Source organism: Gottfriedia acidiceleris (assembly GCF_002128425.1).
GTDB classification, from domain to species: domain Bacteria; phylum Bacillota; class Bacilli; order Bacillales; family Bacillaceae_G; genus Gottfriedia; species Gottfriedia acidiceleris.
In genome coordinates, this window is sequence record NZ_NESS01000001.1 from 200,238 (window position 1) to 224,050 (window position 23,813).

A 23,813-nucleotide genomic window follows, 5' to 3' on the forward strand; every position below is an offset into this window, starting at 1 on the left:
TGACTACTTAATTAAATCATTTAATTGCTCTTTAAAGTTTGGAAAAGATACAGCTATACATTCTGTATTCTCAATAATTGTATCACCTTTAGCAAGTAATGCAGCGATTGAAAGCATCATTCCCATTCGATGATCTCCATGTGAATTTACATTAGCACCTATTAAAGAACTATTTCCTTGTATAATCATACCATCTTTTGTTGCTTCAATGCTTACACCAAGATTTGTAAGTTCTGTTACAACAGTCTGGATCCGATCAGTTTCCTTTACTCTTAATTCTTCAGCATCTTTAATAATAGTCTGTCCATCTGCTAAAGCTGCCGCTAAGGCCAAAATAGGTAACTCATCGATGCATGTAGGAATTTCAGCCCCACCGATTACAGTTGATTTCAAATTGGATGATTTTACTCGAATATTCGCAATTGGTTCTCCGTTTACAACTTTTTCGTCTTCTAATGTGATATTGGCACCCATTCTTTCTAAAACAGTTAATATCCCTGTTCTAGTAGGATTGACCCCTACGTTTTTTAACAATATTTCGCTATTAGGAACAATCGACCCTGCTACTAAGAAAAATGCTGCTGATGAAATGTCCCCTGGTACAATAACATCTGTTGCAGTTAATTCTTGATTTCCATTAATTGAGACTGAGTTTCCATCTACTTTTAACTCACAACCAAATGCCTTTAGCATTCTTTCAGTATGGTCACGAGACTTTTCTGGTTCAGTCACAGTCGTTGTACCTTTTGCAAATAAACCAGCTAGTAAAATTGAAGATTTCACTTGTGCACTTGAAACAGGAGAAGCATAAGAAATACTATTGAGTGAACCTCCTCTAATAGAAATAGGTGTATATGTAGCGTCTTCACGTCCATCTATAGAAGTTCCCATCATTTTTAAAGGTTTTGTAACACGCTTCATTGGTCTTTTACCAATAGATTCATCACCAATAATAACTGAATGGAAAGGTAAACCACTTAATATTCCCATCATTAATCTTGCTGTTGTTCCCGAATTTCCTACATCAAGTACTGCATGTGGCTCCTTAAGTTCTTCAATTCCTTTACCATAAACGACTACTTCATCTTCTGATACATCGATTTGTACACCTAATTTTCTAAAACAAGCAATCGTGCTTAAACAATCTTCACCTAATAGAAAGTTAGTAATTTTTGTAGTCCCTTTCGCTAATGATCCAAACATAATTGCTCTATGAGATATTGATTTATCTCCTGGAATTGTAACATCACCAACTAAACGGATTGTTTCTAACTGAGTATTTCTCATCATAATCACCTTATCTAACCTTTCTATATGTATTTACATTCCATTTTTTATTAAATCAAACCTTTTTTTTCACTGAAATTCTATTCGACGAATTGTCCTATGTTTTTCATTTTTAATGATCAAGTAGCCTAATTTAGAAAAAGAAAATGATATTTTGATTTAACATTTGATCAAAACACCATTTTCAGGTAAGAATTATGAAATTATTTGTTTTAAAAAACAATCTAAATTTTCTTTTATAAAGTTTTCCTCTAATTCAATAATCACTGGATTACCAAAACTTTTTAATAAGATATATTTTATTTTCAAATCTATATTTTTCTTATCTTGTTTCATTAAATTTACAATAGGTTCTAATTCTAAATTTGAATAAACAGGATAATTTAATCGATTATACCACTTTAATATCTTATTAAATTTTAAGTCAATCTCAAAGATCTGTTCACTCAAATAGATTGAAAATAAGGTTCCAAATGCGATTGCCTCACCATGAGTTGTTTTAGCATAACCTAAATAAGCCTCGATTGCATGCCCAAGTGTATGGCCTAAGTTTAAAAATGCTCTTTCACCATTTTCTCTTTCGTCCTTGGATACAATTTCATTTTTTACACTTATTCCCATTGTCACACATTTCTCAACTAACTCATCATCTAATTCTTTTAGTGAAAGAATATTATCCATTAACCAATTCAAATTGTCGTTAGAAGAAATCATAGCTTCCTTACTAATTTCAGCAAAACCTGATCTCCATTCTTTTATTGGCAAAGTAGTTAAGAATCTTAATTCATACAATACTAGTTCCGGCTGATAAAATGCACCAACAATATTTTTAGCTTTTGGAAGATTTATTGCTACTTTACCACCTATAGCACTATCGTGGGCTAGTAAAGTAGTTGGTAATTGGATAAAACGAATACCGCGCATATAAGTTGCTGCAACAAATCCTGCTAAATCACCAACTACTCCGCCACCTAAAGCAATTATTAAACTATTACGATCTAATTGGACATCAAAACAGTAGGTTAAACAATTTTCGTATATTGCAAAACTCTTACTTTTTTCACCATGTGGAATGATAAATTGTTCTACTTTATTTGCTTTACTAGAATTAAGTAGTACTTCTTCTAAATAAAATGGGGCAACTTGATCATCTGTGATAATTAATATTTTTGAAACTTTAGGTACTAAGCTGTCCAACATTGACTGCAGTCGACTTAATACTCCATACCCTATACAAACATCGTATTGTTTAGAGCTTGTTTTTACAGTTATCACATTCATTAAAAATTCCTCGCATACTCACGGAAATCTTCAATATTACGTTTTAATCGCTCAAGTTGATCTGACTCAAATTGTTCGATAATTGCTTTTGCAACTTCCCAAGCAACAATATGCTCTGCAACTACACTTGCTGCTGGAACAGCACAGCTATCAGAACGTTCGATACTTGCTTCATAAACTTCCTTTGTTTCAATATCAACGCTCTTTAACGGCTTGTATAGCGTTGGAATAGGCTTCATTACAGCCCGTACGACAATTGGCATACCAGTTGTCATACCGCCCTCAAAACCTCCAGCACGGTTCGATAAACGGTAGTAGCCTTCTTCTTGTGAATATGCAATCTCATCATGAACTTCACTACCTGGTAAGGATCCAGCTTGAAACCCGATTCCAAATTCTACACCTTTGAAGGCATTAATACTTACGATTGCACCTGCAATTTTTGAATCTAGCTTTCTGTCATAATGAACGTAGCTACCAACACCGGCTGGCATACCTTCAACGACAACTTCTACAATCCCACCAACTGAATCTCCATTTTGTTTTGCATCATCAATTAATAATTTCATATTTTCTGTAGCTTCTTGGTCTATACATCTTACTTCTGAGTTTTCAGCTCTATTATGTAAGTCTTCTACATTTTTATAGTCTAAATTTTTTGCCTTAACTCCACCAATTTCAATAACATGGCTTGCAATAGTGATTCCTAGCTCACTTAACAATTTTTTTGCTACCGCTCCAGCTGCAACACGTACAGTTGTTTCACGAGCTGAAGATCGCTCTAAAACATTTCGTACATCTCTAAAGCCATATTTTATAGCTCCATTTAAATCGGCATGCCCTGGTCTTGGTTTTGTAATGCTTCTTTTTCCTTCATATTCTAGATCTTCTAAAGGTTCAGCACCCATAATATTAGTCCAATGTTTAAAGTCGTTATTTTCAACAACCAATGCGATAGGAGAGCCTAATGTATAACCATGTCGAACACCGCTAGTAATTTGAGCAGTATCCTTTTCTATCTGCATTCTTCGACCTCTTCCATATCCACCTTGACGTCTACGAAGTTCAACATTTATTTCTTCTGCTAAGATTGGTAAGCCTGAAGGAACGCCTTCAATAATTGTAGTTAATTGTGGACCATGTGATTCACCAGCTGTTAAATAACGCATGTCAACACCTTCTCTTTATGTAAGTTTAAAATTATTTAGTTACTACTATACCACAACCTAATCTGAATTTAACATAAAAAAAGAACCATAATTTGGCTCTTTTTTTGATTTTTTGTAAAAAAATGAATTATTCAATGCAAAAAAAATTTTCTGCGCTGATTTTTGTCTAATATTGCAAACCCAAGACCATATCTCCAAATAAAACAAAAAAGTCAGCAATTATGCTGACTTTTTTCTCAACTATTTAAAATTAGTATACCCACTCTTTAATAAGCTTAGAGTATTCAACTAATTCATTTTGATTGAAGAAAATACCGATTTCACGCTCTGCACTAGCAGGAGAATCTGAACCATGAATAATGTTTTTACCTACAGTTGCAGCATACTCACCACGGATTGTTCCTGGTGCTGAATCTTTTGGGTTAGTTGCTCCCATCATTTGACGAGCGGTAGCGATTACATTTTCGCCTTCCCAAACCATAGCGAATACTGGGCTTGAAGTGATGAAGTCTACTAATTCACCAAAGAAAGGACGTTCTTTGTGCTCAGCATAGTGTGTTTCAGCTTGTTCTTTACTCACTTGCATTAATTTAGCTCCAACTAATTGGAAACCTTTTTTTTCGAAACGTGAAACGATTTCACCAATTAAGTTACGTTGTACACCATCAGGTTTTACCATTAAATAAGTTCTTTCCATTATGCTCTACCTCACTTGATTTCAATTATGTATAAACAACACAGTAGAATAGTAACATCAATTTATAAAATTATCAATAGTTTAAAATCTTGTTATATTATAAAAATTGAAATCGCTTCCAGATTACTTAATAAATATACCTGATTAACAAGAAAAAAGCCAAAAGAGGCAGTTGTAAATGCACTAGCATTTTCCCTGCCTCTAGTTTTTTCGATTTCCAATATTTTTAGCAATTAATATTAACATTTCCTTTGCTTCGCTATTAGGAAGGCTATCGATACTGTTTAAAGATTTTTGTAAATAAGCTTCACTAACTTTTCTTGCTGCTTTAATATATGTACTTTTTCGAATTTGATTTATAAGAGGCTTAACAGTTTCCGGGTTCATTCCTTCATAAACTGATTTTATTTTCTCTTTAAGAGCTAAATCTTTCATCGCAAACAAAACAGGTAATGTAATATTACCTTGAATTAAGTCACTACCTGATGGTTTTCCTAATTCTTTCTCAGAAGCCGTAAAATCAAGAATATCATCCATAATTTGAAAAGACATACCTAGATAGTATCCGTAATCTTTTAAACACTTTTGAAAAGCTGGAGAGGCTCCTGATGCAATTGCTCCAATTTCACAACTTGCAGAAATTAAAAGCGCAGTTTTTCGTTTAATTCTTCTTAAATAACATTTTAAATTTTGGTCAAAATTATATTTATCTTTTATTTGTTCAATCTCACCTAAACAAATCTCTAAAATAGTCTCAGATAATTTTTGATGGGCCAATGGGATTTCGATTTCTGACATACATTCCAATGCTTTTGCAAATAAAAAATCCCCTGCATACATAGCAACACGATCATTGTATGTTGAATTGATTGTCGGTTTACCTCTTCGTAAACTAGCTTCATCAATTACATCATCATGAACTAATGATGCCATATGTATGATTTCCAAAGTAGCTGCTACATTTTTAATCGATTGAAGGTTATATTGTCCAAATTTAGCACTAAGCAATACAAATACTGGTCTAATTCTTTTACCTCCAGATTCAAGCAACTGTACAGATGCATTTTTCAAAATTGGCTGTGAAGAATTGACTAATTTATGAAGTGTGCTTTCAATCTCATTAATGTCCTTTTTTAAATAAGAATATTTCCATTTAACCTTCATTCCGTTCACCTTACTATTCATCCCATTTTCTTGCTTTTTTGTAACTAGCTTTTTGGTTTAACTCCTAAATGCATTGCTGCTACACCAAAAGTATAAGGTTTAATTTTTATTTTTTCTAAACCTGCTTTTTTGAAAAGCTTTGCAAGTTCATTCATTCCTGGAAACGTGCTTGCACTTTCTTGTAACCAAGAATATTCTTTAAAACTTTTAGCAAATATTTTCCCAAAAATCGGCATGATGTATTTAAAATACGCTTTATATACATGTCTAACACCAAATGCAGTAGGTTGTGATGTCTCTAAACAAACAACTATACCTCCAGGCTTTACGACTCTTGTCATTTCCTTCAACACTTGATAATAATCTGGAACATTTCTTAAACCAAATCCAATTGTAACGACATCAAAATAGTTGTCCTCAAATGGTAGCTCCATCGCATTTCCATGAATTAATTTTACTTGATCTAGATGCATATTTTTAACTTTTTCTTCACCGATTGAAAGCATATTTTTACTAAAGTCTAATCCTACTACTTCTCCATCTTTTCCAACAGTATTAGCAAGTGCAATTGTCCATTCACCAGTACCACAGCAAACATCAAGCGCTTTCATACCTTTTTGAACATTCATAATTTTCATAGTTTGTTTGCGCCAAGCAATATGTCGTCTAAAACTAATAATACCATTCATTGTATCATATTTATTGTAAATCTTTTCAAACACGTCATGTACGCGTTCTTCTTTTGATTGAGTCATATAAACCCCCACTAAACTAATTACGATTACTTCTATGTTGATTAATTTTGTAATTGTATTATTTTTGATAATTCTTCTTTTGTTTCAGCAAAATTAACAATACCCATTATTCTCTGAAATTGCGTAATAAAATCAGAGTAGTTTTCAACTGTAGCTCGTTCTAATTCTTTTTTTAGTCTTGACACTAAACACTCTTGTTCAATCTGTTTAATTGATTCTTCAGCTGATATAAATTTTGCAAAATGAACAAGTATTGTAGATTCGATTACAGTTATACAGTTGAAAAGGTCTTCTAAAGTACTAAATTTTTCGTGAACTAGATTGATCTTCTCTTCATTCATTTCTTTAACAGCATATGAAAGTTCTCGAATTAAACCAATTTCCCCAGTTTTAGAGAGAGCATCATAGTATAGACCACTATATAAGTCTCCTTCTAAAACGGTTAATTGTTTCTTTTCACGATCCATTGGTGTACCTTTAAATGCGGATACCTTTTCGTGTGTATCTAATGCAATTTGATGAATCATCAAGGCTTTACAGTAATGTACAATTTTATCACTCTTAAAATTGTGATCTTTTAATAAATTTATTAATAAAGTAACTTTTACATCATCAATTGTCGGCTTTGAAAGATGTTGATTTAAATATGGGTGTCTAATCGTATGTAAGATTTGAGTAATTACTTCATTTTTTAACTCGTGAATACTATTCATTATTTCCATCCATTCCATTTATTACTGATTTTTTCATTATACCATAAGTATTTTAGATGGTATAAGTTGATTGCTCAATCAACTTGCATATTTATAATGAATATTTTCAAAAAAAGAAGGACTTCCGGCTTTCAGATTGCTTGACAAACGATCTGACATTCGTCAAACCATGATTACGCTACTCGTGCTATATAACCCCTGCGCACTGGAAAGACCAAATATTTTCAATCAATCCGAAAAAACTGGAACTCTTAACGGACTTTGTCTTAACACTGAAATAAGGATGTCCTACTTTTTTGATTATTTGGTTTTATTTAGTCGAATGAATCATTGCAAGAATTTCATTTCTTCCTTGCACATCCTCTTTAAGTGAGCCGCGCACTGCAGTTGTAACAGTTTTTGAGCCTGGTTTTCTTACTCCACGCATTGACATACACATATGTTCTGCTTCTACAACTACCATTGCTCCGTGGGGCTGTAGTACGTCCATAATTGCATCAACTACTGATGCAGTTATGCGCTCTTGTAACTGAGGTCTTTTAGCTACTGTTTCAACAGTACGTGCTAATTTACTTAAACCAGTTACTCTACCATTTCTAGGTATATACGCTACATGTGCAACTCCGTAAAAAGGTAATAGATGATGCTCGCACATTGAATGGAATGGAATATCTTTTACAAGAACTAATTCTTCATGATCTTCACCAAATACTTTATGTAAATGAGCTTTTTCATCTTGGCGCATACCAGAGAATACTTCAGCATACATTTTCGCAACTCGCTTTGGCGTTTCGTAAATTCCTTCTCTATTTGGATCATCACCGATAGCTTCAAGAATTAGACGAACCGCTTGTTCAATTTTTTCTAAATTAACTTCATTCATTAATTGATCCCCCATGCTAAAAAAAATTCTAATATTCACTATCAGATTCGTTTTATTTTAACATAATTCTTTTTTTATAGGCAAAAAAAAGAAGGATACTTTCTTTTAGACTACCTAAAAACAACGCTTTCTTTGTCCAAAACTAATTGTCAGTCTAAAAAACCATTGTAATAGCTCTACTTCAGGCCTCATTTGCTAATTAATATTTAAAATCAACTTTTTGGACTTTTCAGCAAAAAAAAGAAGGATGCTTTTATTAGCATCCTTCTTTTTCGCTTAAATTATGTAATTATTTTACTGCATCCTTAAGCGCTTTACCAGGTTTGAAAGCTGGAACTTTACTAGCTGCGATTTCGATTTCCTCGCCAGTTTGTGGATTACGTCCTTTACGAGCTGCACGCTCACGAACTTCAAAGTTACCAAATCCGATTAATTGTACTTTATCCCCGTTTTGTAACGCACCAAGAATTGATTCGAATACAGCGTCTACTGCTAAAGTAGCTTGTTTTTTAGTTAATTCACCAGCTTCAGCAACTGCATTGATTAAATCTGTTTTGTTCATGTCTTTCACCTCCTCCCAAAATTTTAGAAATGTTTCTTAATTTCATTTGTGACCAAAATTTTAAATTTTATACAACAAATTCCAATTAATTTCTTTGTCATGCCTTATATTATACGATTCTACGGCTTTTTTCAATATGTTTTATAAGAAAATGTTGGAATTACTCGAAAACAGGTGGTGATTTTTCTGAAAAATTCATATTTCATCCTCAATTTTGTTATAAGAACTCGTAAAACTACGATGATTACTGAATTTATCGGCATTTTTTTAATTTTCTTGATGATTTTCACTAAATTTCTTTCTGTTGAATTTTGTCGAATAATATTTATTTCAACTTACTAATTTTCTATGATTTTTAGCGGAATTTCATGTCCTTATATAAAATATGACGAAAAGATTTAAGAAGATTAATTATTATTTTTTACAAACACAAAAAAATCAGATGGTTTTTTACCATCTGATCAATTAATGATTAAAGAATAATTGCAATTAAGCCGCCACTTCCTTCGTTAATAATTCTTTCTAATGTTTCCTTCAATTTATATCTCGCATTTTCAGGCATTAGTGAAAGTTTCGCTTGGATGCCTTCACGCACGATTGAACTTAATGAACGTCCAAATATATCTGAGTTCCAAATTGATAATGGATTATCTTCAAAATCTTGCATTAAGTATTTAACAAGTTCTTCACTTTGTTTTTCAGTTCCGATAATCGGTTCAAAAGTTGACTCGACATCTACTTTAATCATATGAATAGAAGGTGCTACTGCTTTTAATTTCACACCAAACCTTGAACCATGGCGTATAATTTCTGGCTCATCTAAGCTCATGTCTAAAAGCGAAGGTGCAGCAATTCCATAGCCGGTTTGTTTAACCATTCTTAAAGCATCTGCTACTTGATCATATTCTTGTTTTGCATGAGCGAAATCTTGCATTAATTCTAATAAATGATCTTTACCGCGAATTTCTACTCCTACAACTTCTTTTAAGACTTGATCATATAATTCATCTGGTGCAGATAAATCGATTTCCGCGACCCCTTGCCCCATATCTATTCCAGCAAGTTGTGCCTGTTCAATAAATTCATAATCACTAAATTGGCCAACTACATAATCTACATCTCTTAATCGTTTTATATCTTTAACTGTTTCTTGAATTGCTTCTTGGTAACTTTGGCGTAACCAGTGATTTTCTTTTAAAACTAATACCCAGCTAGGTAGGTTTACGTTCACCTCAAGAACTGGGAATTCGTATAGCGCTTCACGAAGTACGTTTAATACATCCCCTTCGCGCATCGCTTCAACACTAAGTGCAATTACAGGTATATCGTACTTTTCAGATAGTTCCTGTCTAAGTGCCTCAGTATTAGGATGATAAGGCTGAGAAGAGTTGATTACCATAATGAAAGGCTTTCCAACTTCTTTTAATTCATTAACTACTCGTTCCTCTGCTTCAATATAATCATATCTAGCAATTTCTCCAATTGTGCCATCAGTTGTTACAACAACACCAATTGTAGAATGCTCTTGAATAACTTTTCTTGTACCGATTTCTGCCGCTTCATTAAATGGAATCGGTTCTTCATACCAAGGTGTGCTAATCATTCTAGGACCATTTTCATCCTCATATCCTTTAGCCCCTGGCACACTATAACCAACGCAATCTACTAATCGAATATTTACATCTAACCCATCCGCTACATGAATTTTTACTCCTTGATTCGGAACGAATTTTGGTTCAGTAGTCATTATAGTTTTACCTGCAGCGCTTTGAGGTAATTCATCATGTGCTCTAGCACGATCAGCTTCATTTTGAATATTAGGAATTACAACTGCTTCCATAAAGCGTTTAATAAATGTTGATTTACCAGTACGCACAGCACCTACAACACCTAAGTAGATATCTCCTCCTGTGCGCTCGGCAATGTCTTTAAAAATATCTATCTTTTCCATGTGTTCCCCTCCCGATTTATCAATACATGGGAATAATTGACTTGAAGTAGTATACCTATGACAATATCATTCTATGATGTTGTCCTAGTGAGTTATGACAAGATTTTTTATTTTTTCTTTTTATTCACTTGGGATCAAATAAAAAAATCCTTCGATAAAATGTATTCTTTTATCAAAGGATTATGATTTATATTATTTATTTTTGTTCTAAAAATACTGGTTGTCCATCTTTAATCGTATACGGAAGTGAGTATGCAGGCACGATTGGTGAGTCTTTTACTAAAATAGAACGAATATCTTCACCGAACTTAAAATTTTTCGCTTCATTAATTTTTGCATATAAATCAGTTGAATAGTCTACATAGAACTCACCATCATTCCCCATAATAATTGGTAAGTTCTTATTGCTATATGGACTGACTACGTACGGTTCTTCCTTGAAACCCATCTTTTTATAGTTTAATAGAAAAACTCCATTAGCCAAAGTTTTCTTGATTGGTGGGTAAGAATGTTTATCTTTATATACTTGTACTCTTAATGAAACATCTCTTAGTTTTTCTGCAATTCTAAGATCGACTAATTTAACAGTCGGATTCTTTTCTGCATCTACTAGTACGTACTGAAAGATACCACCATTTTCATAAGAATTACCTGGTGCATCACTTAAATAGCCAGGTGTCAGTTTTGTAAAATCAATCGGATATTTAATATAAATTGGTGTATTCATATCCTTGTTTTTTATAGGTAACATTCCTGAATTGTTTTCTTTAAATTTATTAACTGCAGTTTGAACAGCTTGCAATTGATCATCATATGGTACTTGATTTTGTGCAAGTTTATCTTGTGGATATAAACAGCCACTTAATACACTTATGACAAAGCACATTAGAATGGAAAGAAATAGCTTTTTCATGTTAGTCCCCTTTATTCTCATTAACTAGGCCAGCTTAATACGATATATGTAATTAAAATCCCTGAAATAATTAAAGACATATATGCAATGAATGCTGTTATCATTTTTAAAAATTTTATTTTTATTTTGTTTCTACTCAAGAAAATTAAAAATAATGATAAAAGCATTAGTCCGATTCCTACAAAAGAAATAATTTCATTAATATGTGCCGCGTTCATTATGTTCCCCCTATGTATTTTCTACCATTATTATAGTATCAAAATAATCACATGATTTGAATTAAAATCTTTTTATTCCTATTAAGTCATTATCGACTTATTTAGTACTTAAATATACTCGTCTATTATTAATTTAAATCTAGCTTAAAAAAATACATTAGAACATATTCACTAGTCTCAATCGAACAAATCCCATCAAAATACCTCCTTCTTAAATACCAAGTATGAAGACTCGGGACCATTTACATTTTTAAAGTGCAAAATAAAAAGAAAGAAAAAGTAAAAATATACTCCTTCTTTCTTCTGAAGCAAACTGGGGCAATTGCTTCGTAAACTTCCTCGACTAACACCCACCAGAATACATCCGGTATAAGTCTTTCTATATTATGCGAAAATGTATGATTATGCACTAAATACATCGCTGAAGAATAAGCCCAATTATTTTTGTTTAAACATATTTGTTAATGATTGAAAATCTAATGGCATATTATTTGTAACAATTGCTTGCACGATTTTATCTTCTTTCTCCTTAGAAACTTGACGACCTGTCATCAATGCAATTTGACGAACTAATTTTCTAACTGTTGCTTCATCTTTAAAGTTTGCATCTTTTACTGAATCAGCGACTTTAAAAATATCTGATTTGCTTACATTAGCTTTCTTTTCAATCTTATCGAAGAAACCATTTGGATTATTATTAGTCACCATTCAAACCTCCTTCTTTTCTATACAACATATGCTATGCAAAAAAAGAAAAATGGTGAAACGCCTATTTTAGTCCACAAAAGAAAAAGCACTAAAACAAAGTTTTAATGCTTTTATACTATTTATAAACACTTAAATATTAATTAGTCAGTAAGATCGCTTATATAATTTGAAGTACTTTCACCTTCGTGTTTTTTTACACGAGACATAAGTGCATCAACTGCTAATTTTGGATTTTTATTTTCAAATAATACTGCGTGTAATTCATTAACAATTGGCATTTCTACATTTACTTGTTTTGCTAATTGATATGCAGCCCTAGTCGTGCGAACTCCTTCAACGACCATACCCATATTATCTAGTACTTCGTCTAAAGATTTGCCTTTCCCTAATAAATTACCAGCTCTCCAGTTACGGCTATGGACGCTCGTACAAGTTACGATTAAGTCGCCCATTCCTGTTAAACCAGCAAAAGTTTGAGTATTAGCTCCCATAGCCTTACCTAAACGAATAATTTCTGCAAGTCCACGTGTCATTAAAGCCGCCTTCGCATTGTCGCCATATCCTAGTCCATCAGTAATACCAGCAGCAAGTGCGATAATATTCTTTAATGCTCCACCAATTTCTACACCAATTACATCTTCGTTTGTGTATACACGGAAATAACCATTTGAGAATAATTCCTGAACAATTTCCGCATCTTCCATATTTTTCGATGCCGATGTTACAGTTGTTGGATGTCTTAAAGCAACTTCTTCAGCATGACTTGGCCCTGATAATACTACTACCGATTTTAAGAATTTCGAATCAATTTCTTCAGAGATCATTTCTGAAACACGCTTTGAAGTGTCTGGCTCAATCCCTTTACTTGCATGGATTATTGTAACCTTATTCGTTAATTCATTATTTAATTGTTGACAAACTTCTCTTATTGCTTTAGTCGGTACAACAAGCAAAATATAGTTAGCTCCATTTGTAGCTTCCTTTAAATTAACTGTTGCTTTTAAATTTTGAGGTAAATTAATTTCTGGTAAGTATCTTTTATTAGTATGCTGTTCATTTATTTCATTAATTTGTTCGGATTTATTTCCCCATAAAGTAACCGTATGCCCATTATCTGCTAAAACCATGGCTAATGCAGTTCCCCAACTACCTGCACCTAATACTGCGATTTTTTCCAAATCAACACTCCCCTTCATAAAGAATCCATATTTTACATCAAATTACGCTCGTGCACGACCAATAATCTTAATTGGAGATCCCTCAAAATCAAAAGCATCTCTAATGCGATTTTCTAAGAAACGCTCGTAACTAAAGTGAAGTAATTCAGGATCATTTACAAAAACAACAAATGTTGGTGGCTTAATTGCTACTTGAGTTGCATAATATACTCTTAATCTTTGTCCATTATGTGTAGGTGTTGGATTCACTGCAATTGCATCCATAATAACATCATTTAGTACATTTGTTGGAACACGTAAGCTATGGCTTTCACATGCTTTATTAATCATTGGCAATAAAGTTTGAGTTCTTTTCTTCGTTTTAGCTGATAGGAATACAATTGGTGCGTAGTCTAAGAATTGGAAATGTGCTCGAATGTTTTCAATGAATTCATTCATCGTTTTTTCATCTTTTTCTACTGCATCCCATTTATTTACAACAATAACAACTGATCTACCAGCTTGATGCGCATAACCAGCGATTTTCTTATCTTGTTCGATAATACCTTCTTCACCATCTAATACAACTAAGACGACATCTGATCTCTCGATTGCACGTAAAGCACGTAATACACTGTATTTTTCCGTACTTTCATAAACTTTACCTTTTTTCCTCATACCAGCTGTATCGATAATGACATAGTCTTGGCCATCTTTTGAATATGGTGTATCGACAGCATCACGTGTAGTTCCAGCAACATTACTTACAATTACACGTTCTTGACCTAGTAATGCATTTACTAAAGATGACTTTCCTACGTTTGGTCGTCCAATTAAACTAAATTTAATTGTCTCTTCATCGTAATTATCTTCTTCTTTTTCAGGGAAATGTTTTACAACTTCATCAAGTAAATCACCTAGTCCTAAGCCATGTGAACCTGAGATTGGAAATACTTCACCAAATCCTAATGCATAGAAATCGTAAATATCACTTCTCATTTCAGGATTATCGACTTTATTAACAGCCAATACTACCGGTTTTTTTGTTTTATAAAGGATTTTAGCAACTTCTTCATCTGCCGCTGTAACACCTTCACGGCCATTTGTTAGAAAAATAATAACATCAGCTTCATCAATTGCAATTTCAGCTTGTTGACGAATTTGCTCTAAAAATGGCTCATCGCCAATGTCAATTCCACCTGTATCGATTAAACTAAATTCTTGATTTAACCATTCTCCTGAACTGTAAATACGATCACGAGTAACACCTGGAATATCTTCTACAATTGAAATTCTTTCTCCCACTATCCTATTAAAAATAGTTGATTTCCCTACATTCGGTCGTCCAACTATTGCAACTGTCGGTTTAGACATTTAATTCATCCTTCCTAGCATAACTATGTACCATTTAAATCTTCTAAATGTGTTTTAGTTTAGTTTTAAAAATTGATTTATTTAAATAACTTATCTATTTTAACAAAAAATACAAGAAAAGACCAATACACTTCAACTTTTTAGTAATTTTCTATTTTTTAGACTTATTTTTGATACGTAAATTGATATGAATTGAATTGCTGACATTAATAAAATTGAAATTAATAAAGTATCAAACCAATTTAAATCTCCTATTATATATTTAAAATTAATCGACTTAAACGTAATATAATTAAAAATTTCTCCCTGAACTAGACCAATTGTGATATAACGCATTTTGTCATAATAGGATTTACTTAAAAAGAAAGTAAGTAGTATTACTAAAAATGAACTAATTATCATCTCATTCATAAAGAAGCTTGCAGGATCATAAACCGAGAGCAGTGTAACAACACTATATGTCATGCCTATAATTAAGCCTTTAAAGAAATGACCTATTTGTTCAATTAAATTTAATAAACTAATTATGTAGCTTATGAGAATAATGATAATCATATATGAAATATTTATTTCAATTGAAAATACATCAATTGTGTAAGCAGAACAGCTAATTAATATTAGCACTCCTGATAAATACAATAAATTATACTTAATTCGATCTCGATAAATCAAAAGAATTAAAACAATAATCCAAGAAGCAATGATAAATAGACTACCTTGCACACGAAAACCTCCTAATAGTTCTAGTATGTAACAATTCATACGCAAAAATAATCAAATAGAAAAGAAAGTGTATAAGAAGTTGCATTTAAAACGAATCTATAAAAGAGATTTTTTTGGAGGTGAAACGAGTGGGAAAAGATCGTCAAGAAAAGAAACTGCGACAATCTAGAAGAGTTGAATCTGATCGAGATCAAAGTATTCATAACAAAGGTGCTACACGTTTAGACACACCTGAAGAAGCAAGAGCAGAAAATCAGCATAACTAAAGTGTTCTAAATAAAAATCCTTCAGCGTAATAACTGAAGGAATTTTTATTATTTTTTAAATTTATTTAATTTATCACCAAGAAGTTCGCTTAATTGGAAACCACTTTCACTTGGTTGAACGTATTTCGCAATATCCTCTTGAAGTTCAGCTTCACCAGCTTCTTTAATGCTTAATGATAAGCGTTTTTCAGTAGGATTAATATCTAAAACTTTAACTTTTACTTGTTGACCAACTGTTAAGACTTCGTTAGGATTTTTAATATGTTTATCAGCAATTTGAGAAACATGAACTAATCCTTCAATTCCATTTTGAACTTCTACGAATGCACCAAAGTTTGTTAGACGTTTTACAGTCCCCTCAACAACTGCTTCGGCTTTAATGCTTGGATTTAATTGATCCCATGGTCCTGGCTGAATAGCTTTCATTGATAAAGCAATACGGTTTGTATCTGTGTCAATTGAAAGGACTTGAACTTTTACAGTATCTCCTACAGCTACAATCTCTTCAGGCTTTATAACTCGTTTATGAGACATTTGAGATACATGTACTAGTCCATCAACTCCACCAATATTAACAAAAGCACCGAAATTTGTTAGTCTTTCCACTTTCCCTTCAACGATTTGCCCAACTTTAATTGAAGAGTATGCTTGACGGCGGTTTTCAACCTCATTTAATTGCTCTACAGCTTTATGAGATAAAATTACGCGATTCTTTTCGCGATCTAGTTCTTCAATCACTACCTCAAGTGATTGACCAACATAGCTTCCTAAATCCTCAACGAATTTTTTTGAAACAAGTGAAGCCGGAATAAATCCACGAACACCTACGTCGGCAATTAGTCCACCATTTACTTGCTCTGTAACGATTACTTCAAAAACTTCTTTGCTAGCTAATTTTACTTCTAATTGTTCCCAAGCTTTAACAGAATCTACGGCACGTTTAGAAAAAACAACTGTATCTTCCTCAACTTTAATAACTTTTAATTCAATTTCTTGCCCAACAGTTAGAGCGTCACTTACATTTTCAATATGTACGTTTGAAATTTCTTTTATTGGAAGAATACCATCTGTTTTTCCACCGAAACCTACGATTGCTTGCTTATCTTCAATTTGTTCTACTACACATGAGATAATTTCCCCAACTTCTGGCATTACTTTTTCAACCATGTCATATTCCTCCTTATGTTTTAAAAATGGATAGACCAATTATGTATTATCCTCTTTTACCTTCTAATAAATAGGAAGAAAAGTCAAGAAATCTGATGACTAATTCTTCTAAATATTTTTTATTTTCCCTTCAACAATCGTTAAGATATCATTTACTACATCATCAATGTTTTTTGAAGTTGTATCTAATGAGATCGCATCATCAGCTTTTTTCAATGGTGAAACTTCTCTTTCTGAGTCAATTCGGTCTCTTGTTGCTATTTCAATTTTCAATTGTTCTAAATCACTTTCAAAACCGTTATTGACATTTTCAATATGTCTTCTTTGAGCTCGTTCATCAACAGAAGCAATCATGAAAATCTTAACTTCTGCACCAACTAATACATGCGTTCCAATATCTCTTCCATCCATTACAACTCCACCATTTACGGCATATTCACGTTGTAAATCAACCATTTTTTCACGAACTAAACTATGTTTTGCTACAAATGATACGTTTCTAGTTACTTCTGGAGTTCTTATTGGCTCTGAAACATCCACATCATCAATGAAAACTTTTTGAGTACCTTCTTCCGGGATTAACTTAATCGTTATATTAGAAAGTAAGTTACTTAAATCCATTTCATTATTTACATCAATATTGTTTTGAATCGCTTTAAAGGTTAAAGCACGGTACATTGCACCAGTGTCTATATATACATAACCTAATTTTTTTGCAACAATCTTTGCAACTGTACTTTTACCAGCAGCTGCAGGACCATCTATCGCTATACTAATTTTTTTACTCATAAGTCCTCCTACATAAAAAAAGTGCTACTTCAATAGCAACCTTTAATCTTATCATGTCCTAAAAAAATAAAAACAAATAAAAATAAAGCAGGGTACCCTGCTTTATTTAATATTACCATATGATTCCGATGAATTCATCTATTTACCTATATGATTATATACTTCTCTTGTTACGTCCTTAGCTTTTTGTGTAACTCCTTCATACAATTCAATTTTCGTTAAATAGACAGAAAGACTAGGAAATGATAAAGCGTATTGACTTATGACTAAACAAAATAATTGAATAATAATTAATTTAAATAATATTCTTTCGATTCTTTTCATTTAAAATCATACCTTTTTTATTACCAGTATGAATACATTCAATTAATTTTATACACAATTTTGAATTTAATTTTAAATCATCTAACTTTTAACAGAATTAGACTTAACAAAAAAAACGTGCTATGCACGTTTTTGAGAAATGTATAAATAAGTAAAAATTATTTAGAAAATCCTTCAAGAATATGATCTACTTCGGATGCTAACATAACAGTTAGTTTAATTCTTGCCTTTTTACTATCATAATCTTTACCTAAAATAACACCTTTATTAACTAAATCATAGGCACTTCCATAATAATCATACGTCGGGTATACTTCGCCTTCTTCAGAACTTGTTGTGATGACAACTTTAATGCCATCTTTAACAGCTTTTTCAATTTCTTCAGTCATATGTGGAGAAACTTGTCCTCTTCCAACGCCTTCAAGAATAATACCTTTAGCACCATTTTCAACAGCTGCTTTAATTAAATATCCTTTTGCTTCAATATAACATTTAATTATATCAACTTGAGGTAACTCACTTGTAATTTTGTATTTATCCTTTAAAACCGGTTTTTGATAGATATGTACTTTATCGTTATCGATAATACCTAGGTATCCGAAACCAAATACGTTAAACCCTTGAATATTGGATGCATGTTCTTTTTTAACATATTTTGCAGTAAAAATACGTTCATTAAAGACAACAACTGTACCAACATTTCGAACAGATTCGTCAGATGCAGTATAAATTGCATGTCTTAAATTGATAAAAGCATCGGTACCTAATTCACCTGGTGATCTTTGCGAGCCAGTAATAACAACTGGACGTTCATCGTCAATTGTTAAATCTAAGAAATAAGCCGTTTCTTCTAACGTATCAGTTCCATGGGTAACGACAACCCCATCGATTGTTTCATCTTGATAGTATTCTTCAATTTTATTCTTTAACATCATCCAATGTTCGAAGCCTATGTGCATACTTGGAACTTGGAAAAAAGAATCAACAATAACGTTTATATCTTTTGGTAAATTGAGCATTTCTGCAATTTCTTGACCTGACAATGCCCCAGAATCTAACTTACCTGATTCTGCATTTGGTTTACTAGCAATCGTTCCACCTGTTGTAATTAATACTACTTTTTTCATTTTTTGCACCTCATTTCACAAGAAATTATAACATTTTAAAATTCTTTAAGTAAACAGAAAAAAGTTTGAAATTTTTAAATAAAAAAACGTAGCATAGCTACGTTTCACGACGTTTGAAAAAAGAAGTTATCAAGTAAACAAGTAATGTCATGTTGATTTCTACTACAGTGTACTCGCTTTCCATGGGGCTAACCCTGAGCTTTCTCGGCGCGCCTGCTAAGGTCTTTAGCCTTCTTGATAATCCAATAGGAGTCGAGCACCCTTTCGTTCCAATCAAATTTCTTTATAAAAAATAATAATCTTAAAAAACAATAGAATAGTTAATTGAACGATAATTAATTACTAGATAAGTGGGAAGCGATTAAGTCACCGTGAAAACGACCATTTTCTATAAAAATTTCGTTAGCATTGTTTCCTGCAGCAATTACCCCTGCGATATAAATGCCTTCAATATTTGTTTCCATCGTTTCTGGATTAAATAGTGGTCTTCCTGTTGTATCGTCAACTTTTACGCCCATACTTTTAATTAATGTATGATCAGGATGGTAACCTGTCATAGCGTAGACAAAGTCATTCTCAATCTCAAATTTTTGCCCTTCTTTTTCGTATACTACTGATGATTCTTTTATTTCAAGTAGATTTGCGTTAAATTCCATTTTAATTGTTTCAGAACGGACAAGTGCCTCGAATTCTGGTAAAACCCATGGTTTAATACTTGGTGAATAAGAACTACCTCTATAAAGTACAGTTACATCCGCTCCACACTTTTCTAGTTCTAGTGCTGCGTCAACACTTGAGTTTTTACCACCAATAACGGTGACCTTCTGATTAAAATGTTTATGCCCCTCAAAAAAGTAGTGTGAAACTTTATTAAGCTGTTCACCAGGTGTTGATAAATAGTTTGGTTGGTCATAATATCCAGTTGCTACAATAACTGCTTTTGCTTCATAACGTTTTTCTTCGCCGTTTATTGTAACTGAATCGATTATAAAATCACTTTTCTTACTAACCGTTTTTACTTCTTCAAATGCATTAATTTTTATACTATTTCGTTTAACAACGTCACGGTAATATGCTAGAGCTTGGTGTTTTTTTGGTTTTCTACCTTCAATAATAAATGGAATATTACCCACTTCTAATTTTTCACTTGTACTAAAAAATGTTTGATGTGTTGGAAAACGACTGAGGGTATGAACTATATTTCCTTTTTCAATTATTAATGCAGATATCCCCTTATTTTTTAAAGCTAGATAAGCTGCAATACCACAGGGTCCTCCGCCAATGATCAGAACTTCAACTTTTTCCATTTGAAACATCTCCAATAATCTAGAGTCTTAGTTATATTTACTATTTCTATTTTACGTAAAATATTCAATTTGTCTAATAATAGCTAATCAAAAAAAAACAAGATGGGAATTTCCCATCTTGTTTTTAACATCGAATATAATCTTATACCCAACCTCTAAATCGGCTAGCTTCAGCCATTTTACGCGCACCAACCATATAAGCAGCTAATCGCATATTTACTTTTCTATTTACACTTGTTTCATAAATATTATTAAATGAACGTACCATAACTTTTTCTAATCGATCTTCTACTTCTTCTTCAGTCCAGTAGTAACCTTGGTTATTCTGTACCCATTCAAAGTAAGAAACAGTTACGCCACCAGCACTAGCTAGTACGTCTGGAACTAATAAAATATCGCGCTCCGTTAAAATCTTAGTAGCTTCAAGTGTTGTTGGTCCATTTGCAGCTTCAACTACAATACTTGCTTTAATATTATGAGCATTATCTTTTGTAATTTGATTTTCAATCGCTGCTGGAACTAATATATCACAATCTAATTCTAATAATTCTTTATTTGAAATTGTATTATTAAATAGTTTAGTAATTGTACCAAAGCTATCTCTACGATCTAATAAATAATCAATGTCTAAGCCGTTTGGATCATGAAGTGCACCATAAGCATCAGAAATACCGATAACTTTTGCGCCAGCATCATGCATAAATTTCGCTAAGAAGCTACCTGCATTACCAAATCCTTGGATAACAACTCGTGCACCTTCTAAGTTAATACCTTTACGCTTTGCTGCTTCACGAATTACAATTGTTACACCTTTAGCCGTAGCTGTTTCTCGACCGTGAGATCCACCTAGTACTAATGGTTTACCAGTAATAAAACCAGGCGAGTTAAATTCATCTATTCTAGAATATTCATCCATCATCCAAGCCATAATTTGTGAGTTCGTAAATACGTCTGGAGCTGGAATATCTTTCGTTGGTCCTACGATTTGGCTAATTGCACGAACATAACCGCGGCTAAGTCTTTCTAACTCACGGAATGACATATCACGTGGATCACATACGATTCCACCTTTTCCTCCACCATAAGGTAAATCTACAATTCCACATTTTAAGCTCATCCAGATTGAAAGTGCTTTCACTTCATTTTCTGTTACATTCGGATGGAAACGGATACCACCTTTAGTTGGTCCTACTGCATCATTATGTTGAGCTCTGTAACCAGTGAAAATTTTCACTTGTCCATCATCCATGCGAACTGGAATTTTTACAGTCATCATACGAACTGGTTCTTTTAAAAGTTCATACATTTCATTTGAATATCCTAATTTTTCTAACGCTTCTTTAATAACTACTTGTGTAGGCGCTAGTACATCTAACTGTTCTTCAGTGTTGCTATTTTTCTCTGTAGATTTCTCGGCAACCATTGTAAACCCCCTAGAAATTTGAACTATGAAAAGTTTCATTCATTCTGAAATTAGTATACAACTTTCCATCCCATTTTGAAAGTTATAAACACATAGAAAACAAAATATAATATTCGTTTAATGTAAGCGTTTTCTAAGGTCATTATACTCCTATTTCCAAAAATTGAAAAGGAAAGAATATGAATAAATACGATATATTAATAAAAAATTTACAAAAGTAAAACCTCTCGTAATAAATTACTGAGAGGCTTTATTTTTAACGAAATAAAAATGCAGTTGTTCAATAGCATTTTCTGAGATAAGTTCTTTACCATATTCAATAATACGGTAAATTGTTCTTGTGGAAGGATTACCATATTCAGCTAAAATCGCATAAAATGTTTCACGATCTAGTCTTCCTATTTCATTCTCCTCGAACTTTAAGTAAAACGTATTTTCAAAAGAGAATAGTCTCCCACCTAAAGCATTACATGAAACTAATTTTTCAGAAAGTAGGATTAGATCATCTAAAGTAGAAAACTCGTACAATATATGTTCACTTTCATCAAGGATTACTTCCATCGAGATAAAATCGTCTTGAAATTCATCTTCCTCTTCTTCAATTTCATCGGATTTTGTTACAATTACAACCATTCCTTGAGCTTGAAGTGAGAAAACTTCAACGGATACTTTTCCATCTACTTCGAAACCTAGTTCTACGCTAGCTTCATGCATCATATCTTGAAAAAGCTGTTGAACTTTTGGTGCATTGTACCATAAGTCTTCTTTTGTCAGACCACGTTCAGATAAATCATCAGATGTAAGAAAAACTTTTATTTTATTGTAGTTCAACCGTTCCAACCTCATGAACTAGCCTCCTTGCTGCATTTACCATAGTACAGTTTATGTTTTTATATAATTTTGGTGATTCTAAAGTCAAAATTCATTTATAATTAAAATTCTGCTTTAGCCATTCATCCCAGTTCGATTGCTGAGAGCCTATATAAAATTCCTGTATAGTATCCATTATTGGACTCTCACAAGTTGAAACTGCATGTCCACCAATTCCAATAATGATATCAGGACTAATTTTTTTGATTATTATGGCTAGATCAATTGTTTTCTTTAAATTTTCTTTTAAAGTACAAGACATGATAAATCCGGCTGGTTTCACTTCATTAATTACTTGTTCAACATCATTTGAATCAATTGATGCTCCTAAATAAATAACTTGAAAACCAATTCTTCTTAAATAAATCGTAAAAATTAATAATCCTAGTTCGTGCTTTTCTTCTGGTCCACAAACCGCGATTAACTTTGGTAAATGTTTATTGTTTGGTAAATTTTGATAAATCATCCCTAATCTCGTTCTTAAAAAAGATGTTGCAAAATGTTCATGGGCACTTGTAATTTCACCATTACGACATTTATCCCCTATTAAGATGAATACCTTCGAAATAATTTTAAATAATACTTTATCTACAGAAAAAAGACTAAAAGCATCATTTATATAATTGTGTGCTTCACTTTCTTCAAAAGATAATAATGAAGAAACAATTCGATTCACTAGAGCATCTGATTGTAGATTTTCATTAAGAGAACTGTCATTAGACGATTTATGCTCTTTTGCTTCATATAAATTTATGGCTTGTCCAATAGTAAAACCTTCATTAACTTTTTGAACGAGCCATTTTAATATATATACATGTTCCTCTGTATAAAGTCGATGGCCTGCATCGTTTCGTACAGGACTAATGATATTATATCTTCTTTCCCAAGCCCTTAATGTACCTGGTAATATCCCAACAATGTTAGAAATAGCTTTAATATTGTATTTTCCTATTTGGGCCAATTTTCTTTCCTCCTGCATGTAAAC

At 32.5% G+C, this 23,813-nt stretch carries 25 protein-coding genes; 1 reads left to right on the forward strand and 24 read right to left on the reverse strand.

Going from position 1 to position 23,813, the window contains the following annotated elements; translation table 11 throughout:
• Nucleotides 1–3: 3 nt before the first annotated feature.
• From aroA to B6K90_RS01080, 16 genes are all read right to left on the reverse strand, one after another.
• On the reverse strand, nt 4–1,287 hold the full coding sequence (gene aroA / locus B6K90_RS01005; RefSeq protein ID WP_170927395.1) for a 3-phosphoshikimate 1-carboxyvinyltransferase: 1,284 nt from the start codon (nt 1,285–1,287) through the stop codon (nt 4–6).
• A gap of 195 nt (nt 1,288–1,482) precedes the next feature.
• Complete coding sequence (aroB, locus tag B6K90_RS01010; RefSeq protein WP_088010683.1) at nt 1,483–2,568, reverse strand: 3-dehydroquinate synthase; 1,086 nt, start codon at nt 2,566–2,568, stop codon at nt 1,483–1,485.
• Entirely contained in the window at nt 2,568–3,737 is a 1,170-nt protein-coding gene (gene aroC, locus B6K90_RS01015; RefSeq protein WP_088010684.1) for a chorismate synthase, read from the reverse strand. The genes aroB and aroC overlap by 1 nt, the downstream gene beginning before the upstream one ends.
• A gap of 250 nt (nt 3,738–3,987) precedes the next feature.
• Complete coding sequence (gene ndk / locus B6K90_RS01020) at nt 3,988–4,434, reverse strand: nucleoside-diphosphate kinase (protein ID WP_025671395.1); 447 nt, start codon at nt 4,432–4,434, stop codon at nt 3,988–3,990.
• A 201-nt stretch (nt 4,435–4,635) separates the two neighbouring features.
• Entirely contained in the window at nt 4,636–5,598 is a 963-nt protein-coding gene (hepT, locus tag B6K90_RS01025) for a heptaprenyl diphosphate synthase component II (protein WP_088010685.1), read from the reverse strand.
• Between the two features lie 44 nt (nt 5,599–5,642).
• Entirely contained in the window at nt 5,643–6,353 is a 711-nt protein-coding gene (locus B6K90_RS01030; RefSeq protein WP_088010686.1) for a demethylmenaquinone methyltransferase, read from the reverse strand.
• A 41-nt stretch (nt 6,354–6,394) separates the two neighbouring features.
• Nucleotides 6,395–7,066, reverse strand: a complete 672-nt coding sequence (locus B6K90_RS01035; protein ID WP_167555238.1) for a heptaprenyl diphosphate synthase component 1 — start codon at nt 7,064–7,066, stop codon at nt 6,395–6,397.
• A 310-nt stretch (nt 7,067–7,376) separates the two neighbouring features.
• Complete coding sequence (gene folE, locus B6K90_RS01040) at nt 7,377–7,949, reverse strand: GTP cyclohydrolase I FolE (RefSeq protein ID WP_088010688.1); 573 nt, start codon at nt 7,947–7,949, stop codon at nt 7,377–7,379.
• A 289-nt stretch (nt 7,950–8,238) separates the two neighbouring features.
• Nucleotides 8,239–8,511 (reverse strand): HU family DNA-binding protein, encoded by a 273-nt coding sequence (locus B6K90_RS01045; RefSeq protein ID WP_056466694.1) that lies wholly within the window; start codon nt 8,509–8,511, stop codon nt 8,239–8,241.
• A gap of 472 nt (nt 8,512–8,983) precedes the next feature.
• Nucleotides 8,984–10,462, reverse strand: coding sequence for a stage IV sporulation protein A (gene spoIVA / locus B6K90_RS01050; RefSeq protein ID WP_088010689.1), 1,479 nt, complete (start codon nt 10,460–10,462; stop codon nt 8,984–8,986).
• Between the two features lie 196 nt (nt 10,463–10,658).
• Complete coding sequence (locus B6K90_RS01055) at nt 10,659–11,375, reverse strand: hypothetical protein (RefSeq protein WP_088010690.1); 717 nt, start codon at nt 11,373–11,375, stop codon at nt 10,659–10,661.
• Between the two features lie 20 nt (nt 11,376–11,395).
• Nucleotides 11,396–11,593, reverse strand: coding sequence for a DUF2768 domain-containing protein (locus B6K90_RS01060; RefSeq protein WP_056466707.1), 198 nt, complete (start codon nt 11,591–11,593; stop codon nt 11,396–11,398).
• 438 nt (nt 11,594–12,031) lie between these two features.
• The gene (locus tag B6K90_RS01065) at nt 12,032–12,301 is read right to left on the reverse strand and encodes a stage VI sporulation protein F (RefSeq protein ID WP_056466710.1); all 270 of its coding nucleotides are present in this window, start codon (nt 12,299–12,301) and stop codon (nt 12,032–12,034) included.
• Nucleotides 12,302–12,441: 140 nt separating this feature from the next.
• Nucleotides 12,442–13,479 (reverse strand): NAD(P)H-dependent glycerol-3-phosphate dehydrogenase, encoded by a 1,038-nt coding sequence (locus B6K90_RS01070; RefSeq protein WP_088010691.1) that lies wholly within the window; start codon nt 13,477–13,479, stop codon nt 12,442–12,444.
• A 42-nt stretch (nt 13,480–13,521) separates the two neighbouring features.
• Nucleotides 13,522–14,832: a ribosome biogenesis GTPase Der gene (gene der / locus B6K90_RS01075; protein ID WP_088010692.1), complete on the reverse strand. Its 1,311-nt coding sequence runs from the start codon at nt 14,830–14,832 to the stop codon at nt 13,522–13,524.
• Nucleotides 14,833–14,964: 132 nt separating this feature from the next.
• Nucleotides 14,965–15,555 carry a YphA family membrane protein gene (locus tag B6K90_RS01080; RefSeq protein WP_088010693.1) on the reverse strand — a complete coding sequence of 197 codons (591 nt, stop codon included), beginning with the start codon at nt 15,553–15,555 and terminating at the stop codon, nt 14,965–14,967.
• A 128-nt stretch (nt 15,556–15,683) separates the two neighbouring features.
• On the opposite strand from B6K90_RS01080, the gene B6K90_RS01085 reads away from it, so the two are divergent.
• On the forward strand, nt 15,684–15,821 hold the full coding sequence (locus B6K90_RS01085) for a YpzI family protein (protein WP_088010694.1): 138 nt from the start codon (nt 15,684–15,686) through the stop codon (nt 15,819–15,821).
• 48 nt (nt 15,822–15,869) lie between these two features.
• Here the strand turns inward: B6K90_RS01085 and rpsA are convergent, their stop codons facing one another.
• The 8 genes from rpsA to B6K90_RS01125 all read right to left on the reverse strand — a co-directional run bounded on the left by rpsA (nt 15,870) and on the right by B6K90_RS01125 (nt 23,789).
• On the reverse strand, nt 15,870–16,988 hold the full coding sequence (rpsA, locus tag B6K90_RS01090) for a 30S ribosomal protein S1 (protein ID WP_088010695.1): 1,119 nt from the start codon (nt 16,986–16,988) through the stop codon (nt 15,870–15,872).
• Nucleotides 16,989–17,096: 108 nt separating this feature from the next.
• Nucleotides 17,097–17,777, reverse strand: a complete 681-nt coding sequence (gene cmk / locus B6K90_RS01095; RefSeq protein WP_088010696.1) for a (d)CMP kinase — start codon at nt 17,775–17,777, stop codon at nt 17,097–17,099.
• A 138-nt stretch (nt 17,778–17,915) separates the two neighbouring features.
• Nucleotides 17,916–18,101 (reverse strand): DUF5359 family protein, encoded by a 186-nt coding sequence (locus B6K90_RS01100; protein ID WP_088010697.1) that lies wholly within the window; start codon nt 18,099–18,101, stop codon nt 17,916–17,918.
• A 158-nt stretch (nt 18,102–18,259) separates the two neighbouring features.
• Complete coding sequence (locus tag B6K90_RS01105; protein WP_088010698.1) at nt 18,260–19,228, reverse strand: asparaginase; 969 nt, start codon at nt 19,226–19,228, stop codon at nt 18,260–18,262.
• A gap of 335 nt (nt 19,229–19,563) precedes the next feature.
• On the reverse strand, nt 19,564–20,535 hold the full coding sequence (locus B6K90_RS01110) for a YpdA family putative bacillithiol disulfide reductase (protein WP_088010699.1): 972 nt from the start codon (nt 20,533–20,535) through the stop codon (nt 19,564–19,566).
• Nucleotides 20,536–20,677: 142 nt separating this feature from the next.
• Nucleotides 20,678–21,958: a Glu/Leu/Phe/Val family dehydrogenase gene (locus tag B6K90_RS01115; protein WP_088010700.1), complete on the reverse strand. Its 1,281-nt coding sequence runs from the start codon at nt 21,956–21,958 to the stop codon at nt 20,678–20,680.
• Between the two features lie 237 nt (nt 21,959–22,195).
• Nucleotides 22,196–22,804 carry a genetic competence negative regulator gene (locus B6K90_RS01120; RefSeq protein ID WP_088010701.1) on the reverse strand — a complete coding sequence of 203 codons (609 nt, stop codon included), beginning with the start codon at nt 22,802–22,804 and terminating at the stop codon, nt 22,196–22,198.
• 76 nt (nt 22,805–22,880) lie between these two features.
• Nucleotides 22,881–23,789, reverse strand: coding sequence for a MerR family transcriptional regulator (locus B6K90_RS01125; protein ID WP_088010702.1), 909 nt, complete (start codon nt 23,787–23,789; stop codon nt 22,881–22,883).
• Nucleotides 23,790–23,813: the final 24 nt, after the last annotated feature.